Annotated in this window: 16 protein-coding genes; 3 read left to right on the forward strand and 13 right to left on the reverse strand. The window is 71.7% G+C overall.

From position 1 onward, the window contains the following. The first annotated feature begins 59 nt into the window (after positions 1 to 59). Positions 60 to 1,343: an enterobactin transporter EntS gene (entS, locus tag J5X75_RS22215; protein ID WP_208469403.1), complete on the forward strand. Its 1,284-nt coding sequence runs from the start codon at positions 60 to 62 to the stop codon at positions 1,341 to 1,343. 1,195 nt (positions 1,344 to 2,538) lie between these two features. Here entS and J5X75_RS22220 read toward each other — a convergent pair. From J5X75_RS22220 to J5X75_RS22250, 7 genes are all read right to left on the reverse strand, one after another. Further along, positions 2,539 to 3,342 carry a siderophore-interacting protein gene (locus tag J5X75_RS22220; protein ID WP_307798200.1) on the reverse strand — a complete coding sequence of 268 codons (804 nt, stop codon included), beginning with the start codon at positions 3,340 to 3,342 and terminating at the stop codon, positions 2,539 to 2,541. Between the two features lie 63 nt (positions 3,343 to 3,405). Beyond that, positions 3,406 to 3,627, reverse strand: a complete 222-nt coding sequence (locus J5X75_RS22225) for an MbtH family protein (protein ID WP_208469404.1) — start codon at positions 3,625 to 3,627, stop codon at positions 3,406 to 3,408. Beyond that, positions 3,624 to 3,875: a phosphopantetheine-binding protein gene (locus tag J5X75_RS22230; RefSeq protein ID WP_208469405.1), complete on the reverse strand. Its 252-nt coding sequence runs from the start codon at positions 3,873 to 3,875 to the stop codon at positions 3,624 to 3,626. Before J5X75_RS22230 ends, J5X75_RS22225 begins: the two co-directional genes overlap by 4 nt. Continuing rightward, positions 3,872 to 5,224 (reverse strand): lysine N(6)-hydroxylase/L-ornithine N(5)-oxygenase family protein, encoded by a 1,353-nt coding sequence (locus J5X75_RS22235; RefSeq protein ID WP_208469406.1) that lies wholly within the window; start codon positions 5,222 to 5,224, stop codon positions 3,872 to 3,874. The genes J5X75_RS22230 and J5X75_RS22235 overlap by 4 nt, the downstream gene beginning before the upstream one ends. Before the next feature lie 60 nt (positions 5,225 to 5,284). Then, positions 5,285 to 5,905: a GNAT family N-acetyltransferase gene (locus tag J5X75_RS22240; protein ID WP_208469407.1), complete on the reverse strand. Its 621-nt coding sequence runs from the start codon at positions 5,903 to 5,905 to the stop codon at positions 5,285 to 5,287. Positions 5,906 to 6,011: 106 nt separating this feature from the next. Then, on the reverse strand, positions 6,012 to 6,974 hold the full coding sequence (locus J5X75_RS22245; protein WP_208469408.1) for a hypothetical protein: 963 nt from the start codon (positions 6,972 to 6,974) through the stop codon (positions 6,012 to 6,014). 82 nt (positions 6,975 to 7,056) lie between these two features. After that, a complete protein-coding gene (locus tag J5X75_RS22250) occupies positions 7,057 to 7,623 on the reverse strand; it encodes a TetR/AcrR family transcriptional regulator (protein WP_208469409.1) in 567 nt (188 codons plus the stop codon). A gap of 86 nt (positions 7,624 to 7,709) precedes the next feature. Between J5X75_RS22250 and J5X75_RS22255 the strand changes: the two genes are divergently transcribed. Then, positions 7,710 to 8,285, forward strand: coding sequence for a dihydrofolate reductase family protein (locus J5X75_RS22255; RefSeq protein ID WP_208469410.1), 576 nt, complete (start codon positions 7,710 to 7,712; stop codon positions 8,283 to 8,285). 36 nt (positions 8,286 to 8,321) lie between these two features. On the opposite strand, the gene J5X75_RS22260 is transcribed toward J5X75_RS22255, so the two are convergent. Continuing rightward, positions 8,322 to 9,290, reverse strand: a complete 969-nt coding sequence (locus J5X75_RS22260) for an Acg family FMN-binding oxidoreductase (RefSeq protein WP_208469411.1) — start codon at positions 9,288 to 9,290, stop codon at positions 8,322 to 8,324. Positions 9,291 to 9,520: 230 nt separating this feature from the next. Between J5X75_RS22260 and J5X75_RS22265 the strand changes: the two genes are divergently transcribed. Next, entirely contained in the window at positions 9,521 to 10,135 is a 615-nt protein-coding gene (locus J5X75_RS22265) for a universal stress protein (protein WP_208469412.1), read from the forward strand. On the opposite strand, the gene J5X75_RS22270 is transcribed toward J5X75_RS22265, so the two are convergent. The 5 genes from J5X75_RS22270 to J5X75_RS22290 form a co-directional block, all read right to left on the reverse strand. Next, positions 10,074 to 10,484: a universal stress protein gene (locus tag J5X75_RS22270; protein WP_307798201.1), complete on the reverse strand. Its 411-nt coding sequence runs from the start codon at positions 10,482 to 10,484 to the stop codon at positions 10,074 to 10,076. The genes J5X75_RS22265 and J5X75_RS22270 overlap by 62 nt on opposite strands. A gap of 84 nt (positions 10,485 to 10,568) precedes the next feature. Next, on the reverse strand, positions 10,569 to 11,306 hold the full coding sequence (locus J5X75_RS22275; RefSeq protein ID WP_208469414.1) for a CBS domain-containing protein: 738 nt from the start codon (positions 11,304 to 11,306) through the stop codon (positions 10,569 to 10,571). A 171-nt stretch (positions 11,307 to 11,477) separates the two neighbouring features. Beyond that, positions 11,478 to 12,698 carry an ATP-grasp domain-containing protein gene (locus J5X75_RS46045; RefSeq protein ID WP_208469415.1) on the reverse strand — a complete coding sequence of 407 codons (1,221 nt, stop codon included), beginning with the start codon at positions 12,696 to 12,698 and terminating at the stop codon, positions 11,478 to 11,480. Next, positions 12,695 to 14,305, reverse strand: a complete 1,611-nt coding sequence (locus tag J5X75_RS22285) for a phosphotransferase (protein WP_208469416.1) — start codon at positions 14,303 to 14,305, stop codon at positions 12,695 to 12,697. The genes J5X75_RS46045 and J5X75_RS22285 overlap by 4 nt, the downstream gene beginning before the upstream one ends. Before the next feature lie 2 nt (positions 14,306 to 14,307). Next, positions 14,308 to 15,597 carry a lysine N(6)-hydroxylase/L-ornithine N(5)-oxygenase family protein gene (locus J5X75_RS22290; RefSeq protein WP_208469417.1) on the reverse strand — a complete coding sequence of 430 codons (1,290 nt, stop codon included), beginning with the start codon at positions 15,595 to 15,597 and terminating at the stop codon, positions 14,308 to 14,310. Positions 15,598 to 16,014: the final 417 nt, after the last annotated feature.

Here is a 16,014-nt window from a genome sequence, read left to right on the forward strand (position 1 = left end):
CTAACCTATGTTGGCCTCACCCTTTCGATCACCCGCTTCCATCCCGCAAGGAGACGCCGATGCGCCTCGGTGACCTCGTCATCGACGTGACACCACTCAGGACCAGCAGGGACTTCCGCTTCCTGTTCGCCGCCCGCCTGGTGTCCCTACTCGGCCTCGGCCTGACCCTCGTGGCGCTGCCGCTACAGGTGTGGCAGATCACGCACTCGTCCTGGCACGTGGGACTGGTGAGCGTGGTCAACATGGTCCCGATGCTGATCGGCACCCTGGCCGGGGGCATCCTGGCCGACCGGATGGACCGCCGGAAGCTGATCCTGCTGGCCCGGGGTTCCGCGGTGGCGGTTTTCGCGGTGCTGGCCCTGAACGCGTCAGCGGACACCCCGTACCTCTGGGTGATCTATCTGTCCGCGGCGGTCAACAGCGTCCTGAACGGACTGTCCGCCACCGCACTGATGGCCACCACGCCCAACCTGGTCGGCCGCGACCAGCTGCCGGCGGCGGGCGCGCTGATGGCGATCACCGCCGAACTGGGCGCGATCGTCGGCCCGTCGCTCGCCGGTGGCCTCACCGAACTCGCCGGCCTGTCCTGGAACTACGGCCTCACCGCGGTCGCCACGTTCATCACCACGGCGCTGATCGCCTTCATCGAACCGCAGCCCCCCGCCGGCGACGTCGAGGAAGAGGGCCCGCTGCGCTCGATCGCCGGCGGCCTGCGGTTCGTGGCCTCCCACCGGCTGATCGCCGGCCTGCTGATCATCGACATGGTCGTGGTGGTCTTCGCGATGCCGACCGCGATCTTCCCCGAGCTGACCGAGAAGATGTACGGCGACGGCGGCACCGTCCTCGGCCTCTTCTACGCCGCCCCCGGGGTGGGTGCGATGATCGCCGCCCTGGCCAGCGGCTGGACCGGCACGGTCAAGCACACCGGCCGCCACCTGATCTGGGCCACCGCCGCCTGCGGCCTGGCCGTGGCCGGCCTGGGTCTGACCGCCGACTGGCTGTGGGCCGCCCTGTTCTTCCTGGCCCTGCTCGGCGCCGCCGACACCATCTCGGAGATCCTGCGCCGCGCCCTGCTCCAGCACAACACCCCCGACCACCTCCAGGGCCGGGTGAGCAGCCTGTGGCTGGCCCAGACCAACGTGGGCCCGGCCATCGGCAGCGTCGAGGTCGCCCTGGCAGCCCGCATCGTCGGCCCGGCGATGGCCCTGATCGCCGGAGGCGCCCTGTGCGCGGCCGGCGCTGTCACCATCGGAGCCTCCAGCCGCACCCTCCGCGACGCCAGCCTCCACACCCCAAGCGCCGACGAACTCCTCGAACCCACCTCCCCCATCCCCGAACCCTGACCCACCGTCAACGGCCATCGCGCCGAAGCCGACACCTGCACCTTCACCCCCACGCCAACCCACAAGCGGCCGAACCCCCACCTCCGCCCACGCCCATGCCCGCGCTCACCGCCCACGCCCACGCTCACCGCCCGCAACCACCGCCCGTTCACCGCCCGCGCTCGCGAACCACTCCACGCCCACGCCCATAACCCGCTGACCGCCCGCGACCACCGCCCGCGCTCACAAACACTCACCGCCCACGCCCACCGCGCGCCCATAACCCGCACACCGCACGCGGCCACCGCCCGCACTCACGCACCACTCACCGCCCCGCGGTATCGCCACCCCGCACCCACCCGAATTTGCGCCCCACCCACCCCCGACTGTGCTCGATCTTGGACGTTTCACCACCGCCGTCGGTGGCGTGACGTCCAAGATCGCGTTAGCGGGATGAGCAGAGCGCCAGCAGACAGGCCAGCGCTCACACCGCACACCCGATCCCGACCTTGGCCGTTTCACCACCGCAATCGGGGGATGGTCGTACAAGATCGGATCACTGCAAATCCGAAAGGCGCGGGCTGCCGCAGAACAGGCAGGACTCAAGACGCCAGCGCACCCGATCTTGAACGTTCAGCCACCGAAAGCGGTGGTCGAACGTTCAAGATCGCGCTAGCTGTGGGGGCGTCGGCGGCCCGCCCGTTTCGGGATGGGCGCGAGGCGGCAGTGGGTCAGGCTGAGTGCGACGGCCCGGCGTGGATGGGGCAGACGCCCAACGCGCACGAGGGCGACGCCGGACACGACGGCCCGGCATAGGCGGCACAGACACCAACGCGCACGAGAGCGACGCCGGACACGACAGCCCGGCACAGGCGGCACAGACACCAACGCGCACGAGAGCGACGCCGGACACGACAGCCCGGCACAGGCGGCACAGACACCAACGCGCACGAGAGCGACGCCGGACACGACAGCCCGGCACAGGCGGCACAGACACCAACGCGCACGAGAGCGACGCCGGACACGACAGCCCGGCACAGGCGGCACAGACACCAACGCGCACGAGAGCGACGCCGGACACGACAGCCCGGCACAGGCGGCACAGACACCAACGCGCACGAGAGCGACGCCGGACACGACGACCCGGCACAGACACCAACGCGCACGACTGTGGGGCTGGGCGCGACGGCGCGGGGTGGGTGTGGAGGGGTGAGGGTCAGTCCTCGTCGGGAGCGTGGTGGTCGAGGTTCTGGACGCCGCGCTTCCAGTAGCCGTCCACGTCGATCGCGGCCGGGGGCAGGGCGCGGTCGTCGCGGAGGTGGCGGCGGATCGGCTTGAGGGTGGTGGCTTCACCCGCCACCCAGGCGAAGCCGTCGCCGGGCGGGAGTTCGGCGGCGGTGATCGCGTCCAGCAACAGGGTGGTGGTGCCGGGCTCAGCGCCGTCTCGGTGCAGCCAGGTCAGGGTCACATCGGCGTTCCAGGTCAGCTTCTGCTCCTCGAGGGCGTCGGCTACCTCGACGTATGCCAGGACTCGGCGGCCGGCGGGGATCTGTTCCAGGAAGCGGGCCACGGCGGGCAGGGCGGTCTCGTCGCCGGCGATGAGGTACCAGTCGAGGTCCATCGGGATCAGGACCGAGCCGCGCGGGCCCAGGACGCCCACGGTCTGGCCCTCGCTCGCCTGTGCGGCCCACGTGGATGCCGGCCCTTCGCCGTGGATGACGAAGTCGAGGTCGAGTTCACCGGGCCGGTACGCGCGGACCGTGTAGTCGCGGAACACCGGGCGCGGCGAACCGGGCGGCGGGGGCGTCAGGCCTTTCGGGCCGAGGGTCGGCATGATCGGCAGGTCGGCGCCGTCGGCCGGGAAGAAGACCTTGACGTGGTCGGCGGGGGCCGGGCCCTGGAAGCCGTCGAGGTCGTCGCCGCCCAGGATCACGCGGACCATGCGCGGGGTGATCCGCTGGACGTCGCGGACCTGGAGCAGGCGGGGCTTGAGGTCGTACTGGACGATCGTGGCGGGCACGGAACTCCTCGGTGAACAGGCACGACCCGCCGTGAGCGGACGGCGGGTCGTGGCAGGACAGGCTCAGGTGGACGGGGTGTCCATGGCCCGGATCAGGCTGGCCGGGCGCATGTCGGTCCAGGTCTTCTCGACGTACTCCAGGCAGTTGGCGCGGGAGTCCTCCGGGTGGGCGACCGTCCATCCGGCCGGGACCTCGGCGAACGTCGGCCACAGCGAGTGCTGGCCCTCGTCGTTGACGAGCACCAGGTAGGTGGCGTCGTCGTCCTCGAACGGGTTGGTGCTCATCGAACCGCCTCCCGCTGCGCGGTCAGCAGCGCCCACCAGCCGTTGACGGTGGGGTCCTCGGCGAGGTCGGCGAAATCGAGGCGGGCGCCGCCGGAGCGCCAGCGCTCGACCAGGGTCATCAGCCGGATCGAGTCGAGGCCGACGTCGATCAGGTCGTCGTCGGGGCCGAAGCTGTCGGCCGGCTCCTCGAGGACCTCGGCGATCTGCGCCTGTAGTTCGGCGGCGGACGTGGGCAGCGGGGCGGTCATTGTCGGTCTCCGGAGGTGACGAGCGTCCACGGCGCGGCGGCCGGGACGGGGTGGCGATCGGCGAGCCGGGCGGCGACCGACGCGACGATCTCGCCGGATCGCACCGCCACCGCGGACAGCAGGGAGGACGTGATGCCGTGCGTGTGCTCGGTCGCGCCCTGGAGGTAGACGCCGGCCTGGAGCGCCGGGTCGGTGACGAGCCGGTAGTCGCGGCCGATGCGGGGCAGGCCCTCGTCGTCGCGCCGGCACAGCGGGCCGGTCGCGCCGAGCAGTGTCGCCGCGTCGACCGGGCGGCAGCCGGTGGCATAGACGACGGCGTCGGCGCTCAGCTCGGTGAGTTCGCCGGTGGGCAGGTGTTCGACCACCAGTTCGACGCCGTCGGGGCGCGGTTTCAGGCCGGTGACCCGGGAGGCGTTCAGGACGCGGAGCCGGTTGCGGCCCAGGATCCTTTCACCGTACGCCTTGCGGTACAGCTCGGTGATCAGGTCACCGTCCACCACCGAGTAGTTGGTGTTGCGGTGGTAGTCGAACAGCATTCGCTTCACGTCGTCCGGGGCGCCGTAGTAGAGGTCCACGGCGGACGGGTCGAAGATGCCGTTGGCGAAGTTGCTGTCGTCGGCGGGGCTGTAGCCGTACCGGAAGAAGACCGAGCAGACCTCGGCGGCCGGGTAGCGTTCGTGCAGGAAGGCGACCGTCTCGGCGGCGCTCTGGCCGGCGCCGACGACGACGAACCGCTGGGGCCGCTCCACCTCGAACGTCGCGACGCGGTGCAGGATGTCGAGGTTGTGCCAGACCCGCTCGGAGACGGTGACCTCCGGCGGCAGGGCCGCTTCCAGTCCGGCGGCGACGACCACGTTGCGGGCGCGCACGACCCGGGTGCCGCCCGCGTGCCGCGCGATCACGTCGACCGCCCGGGCCGGGCCGTCGGCGCCGGTGACGGGAACGACGTCGGTGACGGTGTGCCCGTACGCCACGCTGTCCTTCATCCGGCCGGCGGCCCAGCTGAGGTAGTCGTGGAACTCGACGCGCAGCGGGTACATCGTCTTGTAGTTGATGAAGTCGGCGAGCCGGTCGTGGGCGTGCAGGTAGGAGACGAAGCTGAAGTCACTGGCCGGGTTGCGCATGGTGACCAGGTCCTTGAGGAAGGAGACCTGCATCGTCGCGTTTTCGAACAGCATTCCGCGATGCCAGCCGAACTCCTCCTGCTTCTCCAGGAAGACGGCCTCGATGCGGTCCTCGAGACGGGCGCACCGGGCGTTGTGCTCCTCGACGGCGATGGCGAGGGCCAGGTTGGACGGTCCGAAACCGATGCCGACCAGGTCGTACACCGTGGAGTCGGAGGGATTCAAGGTCAGGCCCTTTCGAGCGGAGCGGCACTGCCGTGCGGAGGTTAGGCTAACCTAACAATTTCAGGCGCGTAAAGCGGGTCGTGGATGCGACATGAGCGCGGCACACTTGTGCCCCAGCTCGACCTCGGCGAGTGGCTCGAAACCCGCGGCCGCGAACATCCGGCGTGCCATGGCGTGCCGGGCGTCCGGGTCGGCGACCACCCGGGCACACCGGGGATCGGCCGCGAACAGGCCCTCGACCAGCGCCGCCATCAGCTCCCGGCCGAGCCCGCGGTCGGTCGCCTCGAGCGGCCCGACGGCGATGTGGACACCCAGGTCGTACGCCTCCGCCGGGTAGTACCGGCCGACCACGTCGCGCGGCGTCCGGTAGACCTCCAGGTAGGCCAGGTCCACCCCGTCACGGGTGGCGATCAGGGGAAGCGTGCACTCTCCCGCGAGCTGCCGCCGGAGCACCGCGTCCCACCGTTCGACCGGCCAGTTCTGCTCCCAGAACAGGTCCACGTGCGGCAGCGCCATCCAGTCGGCGACCACCTTCGCGTCACCGGCGCCCGGGTCGGCGACCCGCACCCGCCAGGGCCCGCCCAGCTCCGGGACGGGCGGTGGACCGGCCACCACCACGGCCGGGTCGAGGCCGTCGGTCAACTCCCGGAAGGACTCCGCGGACCAGGTTTCCGCACTCATCGGATCCCCCTTTACTTAGGTTCGCCTAACCTAAGCGCTGGAGGGTGCCTCCGCCTAGCCCGGGGCGTGACGGGAACGCGCTCGCCCGTACGGTAATGTCCCGCGATCAACCGTCGATGCTGCGCGAGAGATTCGCGATGCTGGTGGTCAGCGCGGTGACGTAGGCGTCGATCCGCCACGCCGCGGTGACCAGGCTCGCGAGCCGCGTCACCAGCACCGGCCGGGTCAGCACCTCCGGACTGTCGATCACCCACAGGATCGCCCGCGCGAACAGGTCGCCGATCAGGCCGCGCACGATGTCGCGGGCCAGCAGGATCAGGTCGCCGGCCGATCTGGTGATCAATGTCATGGCCGTCGAGGTCGCGGCCAGCCCGCGCAGCGCCTCCACGTTGTTCGCCATGATGTCCAGATAGGCGCGCACGTCCGGCCGCTCCGGCCCGGGGAACGCCCCGGCCAGGCACCACTCCAGATCGGACGCCAGCCGGCGCAGCTCACCGGCCATCACGTCCCAGTGGCCGGCCTGGTCGGCGACCACCTCCGGGGTGCCGGTGAGATCGTCGAGAAGGCGGCGAAGCGGTTCGACATGCGTGGTCGCGTACTCCAGGCCACCGGTGCGCAGCAGCATGTACATGCCGGTCACCGGGGTGGCGAACTCGGCGACCGGGGCGGCCTCGGCGAGCAGCGGCTCCACCCACTCGCGGCTGTTGACCGTCTCCAGCACGCCGTCGATGATCTCCGGAGCCGACGGGGCGTCCTCGTCGGTGGAGCCCTCGTCCGGCTGGCCCACCATCTCGGCCAGCGGCTGCTCGGCGGCGGCCACCCGGCGCAGGCCGCGAACGGTCAGGACCAGCGTCTCCTCGACGTACGCCAGAAGCTCGTCGTGTTTTTGATAGCGGTCACCCAGACCGGTGAGGATCCAGCCGCAGAGCGCCCCGAAAGCGGTCTGGCCCTTCTCGATCTGCCGCCCGGTGAGCCGGACCTGCCCGAGCCGCACCCGCAATCGGTCGAGCTGGGCGGCATGCGCCCTGAGCTGCTCCGGATCGACCGGGGGCCCGGCGTCCGTCGCCACTACGACGACATCCCGGAAAGGTACCTCAACGCCACACCGGGACAGTACCGTCCCGTCACGGTGCCGCGCTGACCCAGGGGCATCAGAGTACGAGCCGGTCCACGAAGGCCGTCACCACCTCGTCCGGCTCGGCGTCCGCCCCGATCGACGTGGTCAGCATGTCCAGCAGCAGGCCGTCCATCGCGTAGTGCAGCAGCGCGATCTCGAACGCCCCGCCCGGCAGGCCGGTGGTGACGTGGAACGCCACGTCGTCACGGAAACCGCGCCGCAGCGTGCCGCCGAGGATCTCCGCCAGGCCCGGCCTCCGCACCGCCTCGAGGCGCAGCTCGATCAGCGCCCGGGTCAGGTCGGGCTGCCGGGTGGTGCGCTCCACGATGTAGCGCAGGTAGTCGACGAACAACTCCCGGCCCGGCTCCCGCGCGGCCAGGCCGGCCAGGACCGTCGCGTCCGGGGCGAACCGTTCCATGATCCGCTCGCCGAGGGCGCCGAGCAGCGCGTCACGGGACCGGAAGTAGTTCGACGCCGTGCCGGCCGGCACCCCGGCCTCGGCGTCGACGGCCCGGTGGGTGAGCCCGCGGGCACCGCTCGCGGCGAGCACGCGCAGGCCGGCGTCGGCGAGATCGCGACGGCGCTCCGGATTTCTGACCATGCCCGGACCCTACCAGGAACCACTACAGGTGTTGTAGGTTGTCAATCACGACAGCCATAGTGGTTGTCGTCGACCGAGGAGTCATCTTGCGAAAGCTCGTCTATTTCGTCGCCGCCACCATCGACGGTTTCATCGCCGCGCCCGACGGCTCGTGGGACTTCATGACGATCCACGACGACGTCACCGCGTTCATGAGCACCCGATATCCGGAGACCGTGCCCACACACGTGCGCGAGCCGCTGGGCGTCGAGGGGCCGAACCGGGTGTTCGACACGGTGCTGATGGGGCGGCACACCTACGAGCCGGCCCTCCAGGCCGGGATCATCTCGCCGTACGCGCATCTGCAGCAGTTCGTGTTCTCGCGCACGCTGCCGGCCTCGGCGGATCCGGCCGTCCAGGTGGTGGCCGACGATCCGCGTGCCCTGGCCGAAAAGCTGAAGCAGCGGCCCGGCCTGGACATCTGGCTGGCCGGCGGCGGCAGCCTGGCCGGGCAGCTGCTGCCCGTCGTCGACGAACTGGTCGTCAAACTGAACCCGATCGTGGCGGGCGCCGGCATCCCCCTCGCCACCACCGGTTTCGACCCGCACCGTTTCGACCTGATCGACGCGACCCCACTGGACAGCGGCGTGGTCGTGCTCCGCTACGGGGCTGCCGCCCGATAGCGGACCGGCGATGCGCGGCCGGGCAGCGCCGGGGGATCAGTCGCGGATCTCGACCACCTGGTCGACGGGCAGGCGCGGGGTGGGCTCGGCGGCCGGGCCGGCGGTGTCGGCGATGCCGAGGCGCATCACGAGGTACGGCGTGCCGATGCCGCCGAGCATGTGGCCGAGCCGCTGCCGGGTGAAGCCCACCTCGACCGGCCCGCTCAGCGGGGTGAGAGCCGCTCCGTGCTCGGTGGCGGCCAGCCATACGGCGTTGAGCGCCTCGCCGGCGCGCAGCCAGTCGGCCGGCTCGTCGCCGGTGCCGTAGAGCACCGCGTAGGTGACGGCACGGTCGTGCCCGGCCCCGACGGCGAGCGTGCCGGCCACGCCGAAGTCCCGGCCGGCGACGGTGGTCTGCGCCGGTTCGGCGGGCAGGCTCGCGTCCGGAATGCCGGTGCCGTCGGCGCGGTCGCCACCGACCCAGGTGGAGGTCTCGGCCTGGAGCAGATCGTCGGAGGTCTCCGCCTTCTGCGCCTGCTCCACCAGGACGGCCAGTTCGATGACCTGGTCGCGGTCGAGGACGTCCAGGCGAGCGCCGGCCTGCTCGGCGGCCGCGGTGAGCGCGTCGAGGACCTTCACGTCGACCGGTTCGTCGCTCATGGTGCGGCGGTCGGTGTGCCGCCGCGACAGTTGCTCGCGGCGGCGGACGGCCGCCGGGTCGGCGGTGCCGCGTTCGAGCGGCCGGATGATCGCGAGGGGCTCGGCGGCGGGACGGTCGACCTCGTAGGCCCAGCCCTCGGCGTCCAGGGCGACCCGGGCGTGGTGCAGCGCGGCGCCGCAGCTCACCAGCAGCATGTGCCGGTCCGGGTCCTGGAAGCGCAACTGCCGGGCGGTGACCGCGAACAGCTCCAGGCGGCCGCCGGACACCACCCAGCGCCACGGTTGGGTGTTGTGGATCGACGGCGCGTAACGGGCGGCGCCCGCGGCCTGGGCCAACAGGTCACGGGTCTGCGTGTCAGCGGTCAAGGTGTCCTCCCCGGCGGCGCCCGTCACGACGTCACCCAGCCTGCCACAGCGGCACCGAACCCGAAGCGGAACGACACCCGCCAGGCACTCCGCGCGCCGGTCCGTTCGAGCCCGTGGGGTCTCGGTCGGGACCTTCGGCCCTGGGTGCCGCCGCGCGGGAGCGCGAGGATTCAGACACCCACCGGCCAGGTGGGGTCCAGCAGCGTTCCGGCGACGGTCTGGGGTGACCCATGGACACGATGACGGCACACACATCGACGGGCGAACTGATCGCGGCGATCCGTGCCCGGCTGGGCCCGGAAACCCACTGGCGGCTGCGCCCGCACCCGGACCGGGACGCCGTCGAGCTGGTCCCGGACACACCCCCGCCGGGTGACGTGGTGCTCGCCGCGATCACCGAGGACGCCCGCCTCGGCGCCGTGGTGGACTACGCACGGGCACGGGCCGCCGAACTGCACGCGCCGTTGCGCCTGGTGCACGTCTGGACCGGCCGCGGCCGGAAGATCGGCGCCGTCCGGATGAGCCCGGAATCGCCGGCCCACGCCGACCTGATGCTGGCCACCGCCGTGCGCGACGGCCTCACCCCCGCCGAGACGGCGGCGGCCGAACGGCAGATCCTGCACGACGACGACCCCGGGGCCGCGCTCCGCGCGCTCGCCGACCACGCCGTGCTGCTGGTGGTGGGCGCCGCCGCGGGGCACGTCGGTGACACGACCGGCGCGCTGATCGGGCACACCGCCTGCCCCCTGGCGCTGGTCGCCGCCGGCCCGGCCGGACCGGGCCTCACGAGTTGCCGCGAACCACGACCACCGGGCAGTGCGCGTGCTGGACGCAGTGCTGGCTGACCGAGCCGATCAGCGCTCCGCCGAACGTGCTGTGCCCTCGGCAGCCCACCACCAGCAGGCAGGCGTGGGCGGACAGATCGATCAGGACCTGCGCCGGGTGCCCGGGCTCCACCCGCTCCACCACCTCGACCTCCGGAGGGCTGTCACCGAGGGCGTCACGCACCGCGGACGTCAGCACCTTCCCGGCGGCCTCGGCCAGATCGTCCTCGGGCGCGGACGGCACCCATCCGTAGTAGGCCGGGATCTGCCAGGCGGTCACCGCGTACAGGCGGCCGCCGGTCAGTCGTGCCTGCCGGACCGCCCAGCGCAGCGCGGCCCGCGCCGGCGGGGAGCCGTCGACGCCGACCACCACGTCACCGCCCCGGCACTCGGCCGGATCACGATCGTCGAAACCGGGTCATCATCCACCTCCTGTTCGGGATGTCCGCCGCGGTCAGCGGCCGGCCGACGACTCGGGGCCGAACGGTGGCCTCGGCCCGGGGGAGTCCGCTCCGAACGGCTGTCGCGGCCCCCGGAACTCGCGGTCGTCGAAGTCGTGGTCCAGCCACGAGTGCACCTCGACCACCCCGGCCACCTGCCGGGCCAGCCGGATCGCGATCTCCGCCGACGACCGGCGCTCCACCTTCCCGGTCAGCGTCACCACACCGTCGACGACCTGGGTGGTGACGGCACGGGCGTCCTCGGCCAGGAACGGCTCCAGCACCGTCTTCTCGATGTCGGCGAGGATCTCGTCGTCCGGCCGCAGGTGAACCTTCAGCAGGTCGCCGCGGGAGACGATGCCGATCAGGCGGCCCAGGTCGTCGACGACCGGCAGGCGCTTGACCCCTTCGGTGTTCATCAGCCGCGCGGCCGCCGTCACCGCCATTCTCGCCGTCGCGAGGACGGCCGGGGCGCTCATCAGCTCTCCGGCCGTGGTCCCGTGCGCCTTGTCCCGCTCACCGCGCCGCCGCCGGCTCTCGAACATCCGCGGCTTCTCCGCGTCGGCGTACTCGATCTTACGAAGGAGGTCGGCCTCGGAGACCACCCCGACCACCCGGTGCGATCCGTCAACCACCGGGACGGCGCTGAACCGGTGACTCACCAGCACGTCGACCACCCCCCGGTACGAAGTCTCCTCCCCCACCGAGACGACCGCCTGCGTCATCACGTCACCGACATTCCATGTCCGCATAGTGGCCTCCCGGGGTCGCGGATCTTTCCCCTTCACACTGGTCGCCCGCCGGCCCGCACGGTAGGGACCTCCGACCCTGCCCACACGGCCGCATCGGCGATATTACGGACAGTGAGGGCAGGGCGGCCGGTCATCGGACCGGACGGGTTCGAGCCGGCCGGGCGCGCGGTGTCAGCCGAGCGGTTCCAGGTCGAGGCGGAAACGCTCGGCGACCAGGTCGATCCGCTTGTGCAGCAGGTCGGCGTCGGTCGCCTCGATCAGCACCGTTCCGGCGGCGGACGCGGAGTGCAGGCGGGCGCCGATGACGCTGCCGGGCCGTACCCGGACCGATGCGCTGATGACGCCGTCGAGGCCACTCAGCTCCTCCGCGCCGGTGACCGCCTTCACCCGGCCGGGGCGGACCGGGAGGAGGCAGACGGCGACGAGCCCGTCGCGTGCCGGCCGGGCCGGGACGGTGGGCGCGGGCAGGCCGAGGGAGACGCGGTTGAACGCCTCCCACAGGTCCACGCCGTAGGCGGCCTTGATCATGTCGGTGATGCCGCCGCCGGCCGGCCGGCAGGAGATCTCGCCCACGACGAGTTCCGTTCCGGCCTGATAGACCTCCAGGTGGGTGACGCCGTCGCGGAGGCCGAGGGCGGTGACCACCGATTCGTGCAGGCGGCGTACGGCGTCGGATTCGGGTCGCTGTCCGGGAAGCAGGTAGGAGCCGTTGAGCCGGCCCACCGGGTCGAGCTGCGAGACCAGGTACCGGCCGACGGAGGCGAAGACGAGCCGGCCGTCGCGCACGATGGCGTCGGAGTGGTATTCGGCGGACATCTCCACCATCCGCTCGACCAGCAGCGGGCAGGCGGCCCGGCGCAGGGTGTCTCCCGCGGCCGAGGCGGCGAAGTCCGCCAGCTCGGCGGCGCCGGTGAACCCGTGGACGTTCATCGAGCCGGTGCCGAACGCGGGTTTGAGGACCACCGGCCCGCCGAGTTCGTGGGCGGCGCGGACGGCGGCCGGCAGACCGGCGGCGACCCGGTACGCCGCCACCGGCAGTCCGGCCCGGGTGAGCGCGGCCTTCATCACCGCCTTGTTGGTGAACCGGTTGGCGACCTCGAATCCGATGCCCGGCAGGCCGAGATACGACCGCAGGTAGCCGCCGGCCGGCACGCTGCGTTCGGACGGGGCCACGACGTGGTCGATCGGGTGGTCGGCGAGCATCCGGAGCGCGGCCTGGCGTACGGCGGTCAGGTCACCGATGTCGTCGACGAACGTGAGATGGGCGTCGCCGGGGTACTGCGCCCGGTAGGCCGGCTCGGTGAGCACGTCGACGTGGGCGCCGGGAGCGACCAGCCGCAGTTCGTCCAGGGCCTCGGCCTTACCCGAGTTGATCATGAGGATGCGGGTCACGGCGTCGCCTCCAGCGCGGCGAAGGCCCGGTCGAGGTACCACAGGGTGTAGGCGTGCACCGCGAGCCACACCTCGGTGGTACGCAGCGCGTCCTGATACTTGAGCCAGCCGGCCAGCGCGTTCGCGGCGCCGATCAGCAGCCGGGCGCGCGCCTGCGCCGGATCGTGCGCCGCGGCGCCGGCGGCGAACCCGTCCTCCAACTCCCGCAACACCGGGTCGATCGTGAACGGTGTCCGCAGGCCGGTCAGGTCGAGCACACCGCCGGACGGCGGGGACGGCGGGCCGGCGAGCAGCTCCGCGGTGGTCCCCCGGTCGATGGCGGTGAGCAGCCCGCTCATCGGCAGGGCGCTGTGCAGGAGGGTGGCGTAGTCGTACGCCGGATCGCCGTAGCCGGCGTCGGGCCGGTCCCGCCCGTCCCAGACGGTCCGCGGGTCCACGAAGACCGGGGAGCCGTCGGCCCGGCGCATCATGTTGCGCAGGTGCACGTCGCCGTGCACCAGGCAGCCGTGGCCCGGCTCCAAACGCGGGTAGACCTCCCGCAGCCGCTCGACGGCCTCGGAGTACGACGGCAGCAGCCGCCCGCCCGGAACGCGCACCCGGGCGCCGAGCACCTCCTCGGCCCGCCACCCGGGCAGCAGCGCCGCGAACGTGCCGCGATATCCGGGATGCTCGACGACGGCCGGAAAGCGGTCGCGGTACAGGTACGCGGCGACCGTCGGGGTCCGCCGCTGCGTGGAGGTGCGGTACAGCGCGTCGAGGAGCTCCAGATGCGGCCGCATCGTGTCCGGCGCGCCGGGGCGCAGACGCCACCGGCCCTCGTCGGCGAAGACCGCCTCGTCCAGGGTGGCCGGGTCGGCCTGCTCCATGACGCTGGTGGCGAGCGTGCCGTCGAGATGGGTGCCGAAGCGGCGCGGGAACAGCGGCGGCCGCCGGTGGGCGGCCAGGTGCTCGTTGACCCGGTCGACGAACTCGGCCTCGGCCGTGACCACGTCACGCGGGCCGATCTTGGCCACCAGGGCCGGGTCGGCGCCGAAGGCCACGATGCCCAGCGAGTCGGCGCCGTTGGCGTACGCCGCCCGGACGGTGGCCGGTTCGCTCAGGGTGACGCCGGCCGTGTCCGCCCAGGTGCGCAGCCGGTCGGCCACGAGCAGGTCGATGACGGCGCGGGTGTGCTGGACGCTGTCGGTGATCCGGTCGATCAGCGTGCCGTGGCGGGGGCCGCCGAGGAACAGCGTCCAGCGGGACAGGTAGCGGTTGCCGTCCCGGTCCACGTGGGGCAGCCGGGCGGCGTCGTCGCCCGGCTGCCGGACGGCGCCCGCGAGGGCGGCCGGCAGGTGGGCGTGCTTCTCCGGGTCCTCGGTGCTGAGCGCCGCCACGGTGATGCCGAGGCGGCGCACCTCGTGGTGCACGCTGCCGAGCAGCAGGGTCTGGCTGGTGCAGCCGGACAGGTCGTGGTGCTGTTCGCCGACACCGTGCCCGGGGTAGGCGAAGACGATCACCGGGTCGCCGTCCGGTGTGCCGAGCAGACGCCGTACGGTGCCGATCTCGTCGGCGGTCGCGGCCCGGACCCGTCCGTGCAGGTCGACCGGATTCGTGATGGCGGTCATGGTCAGACCTCGGCCGGGATCGGCGCGCCGGTCATCGCCGCGTCGACGATCTCGGCGGCACGGAACGGCATGAGCGACAGCAGGACCTCGCTGAACCCGTGGGTCGCCTCGGCGTACCCCTGCAGGAAGATCTTGGGCCGGAACCGCGACGTGGTCTCGATGTCGTAGGTGCGGCGCAGGGCGTAGCGGTCCGGGCGGGCCATCGTCAGGTGCCGCTGGACGTCGCGCAGCAGCGGCACCGGCATCGGGTAGCGGTAGCCGGTGGCCAGGATGACCGCGTCGGCCTCCAGGGTGGTGGTGTCGCCGGTGTCGCGGCGGCGCAGGCGCGCGGTCGCCCGGTCCGGGCCGCTCTCCGCGCCCACCACCTCGCTCCAGCGGTGCAGGGTGACGGCCTGGGAGCCGGTGACGAGGTCCTCGTAGTGCTCCCGGTAGATGGTCGGGATCAGGTCGTAGCTGACGCCGGTGTGCGCGGCGAGCCCGTAGGTGTCGAGCACCTCCCCGCGGAACGCCTCGGGCTGGCCGTAGAACCAGTCGGGCATCGCCGGGTCGAAGAACTCGTTGATGAAGTGCGTGTCGTCCTCGGGGCGCAGCGCGAACCCGCGGATGACCTGGTCGATGCGGGCGTTCGGGTAGGTGCGGCGCAGGTGCAGGAAGACGTCGGCCGCGGTCTGGCCGGCGCCGACGATCGCGAACCGGTACGGCGCCGCGGCGTCGGCGTACGACCCGGCCAGCCGGTGGGCGGTCTCGGAGGCGTGGAAGACGCGCGGGCCCGCCTGGACACCGGCCGGCAGGTGCGGCTGCCCGCCGGGCGCGATGATCAGATTTCGGGTACGGACGGTGCGCTCGGCGCCGTCGGCCAGGTCACGGACGACGACGTCGAGCAGGTCGACGTCGTCACCGGCGCCGGCGACCGGGTGGACCGCGACGACCTCGGTGCCCCAGTGGACGCGGTCGGCGAAGCGGGCGGCGACCCAGCGGTAGTAGTCGTTGAATTCCGTACGCGTGGGGTAGAAGGTCCTGAGATTGACGAACTTCGCGAGTCGCTCACGGTCGGCGAGGTAGCTCAGGAACGAGTAGTCGCTGCGCGGGTTGCGCATGGTGATGAGGTCCTTGAGGAAGGACACCTGCATCTCCGCGCCGGCGAACATGAGGCCCTCGTGCCAGGAGAACTCCGGCTTGCGGTCGAAGAAGACGGCGCGCACCGGCTGCCCGGCCTCCTCGGCCGCGATGGCGACGGAGAGGTTGGCGGGACCGAAGCCGATGCCGACGAGATCGTAGGTCGATTCAGACATGAATTGCTTTCCCCCGGATGATGATTCAGTGCCGCGACCACCGTGTCGCACCATGAATGGCGAATGGCTCCGCCCGCAGGTGCGGGAAATTGTCGGGCCGGTCGATCGGAAGCCGATACGAACAATTCCAGTTCCGTCATGGAGGGGCGATGGACACCCTCTGGAAACTTCCTGTTCACCTGTTCGGCGACCTCCGGTAACGTAACGGTAGCCGCTAACCGGACACAACGCCCCTCTCGCACTCTGAGATATGAGCGGATTGACCAGGACATATTCATCATTGTCGAAATTGTGCCCACATTCCCGGAAAGCACCGCTGAGCTGCATCGATGCCCCGAATCGGAACGGCGATCGACCGACGTTGTGATCTCTCTCATTCCGGAAACCGTTCACGGTCTATTCCTCCGCTGTTAATGT

Source organism: Actinoplanes flavus (assembly GCF_017592555.1).
Classification (GTDB): Bacteria; Actinomycetota; Actinomycetes; order Mycobacteriales; family Micromonosporaceae; genus Actinoplanes; species Actinoplanes flavus.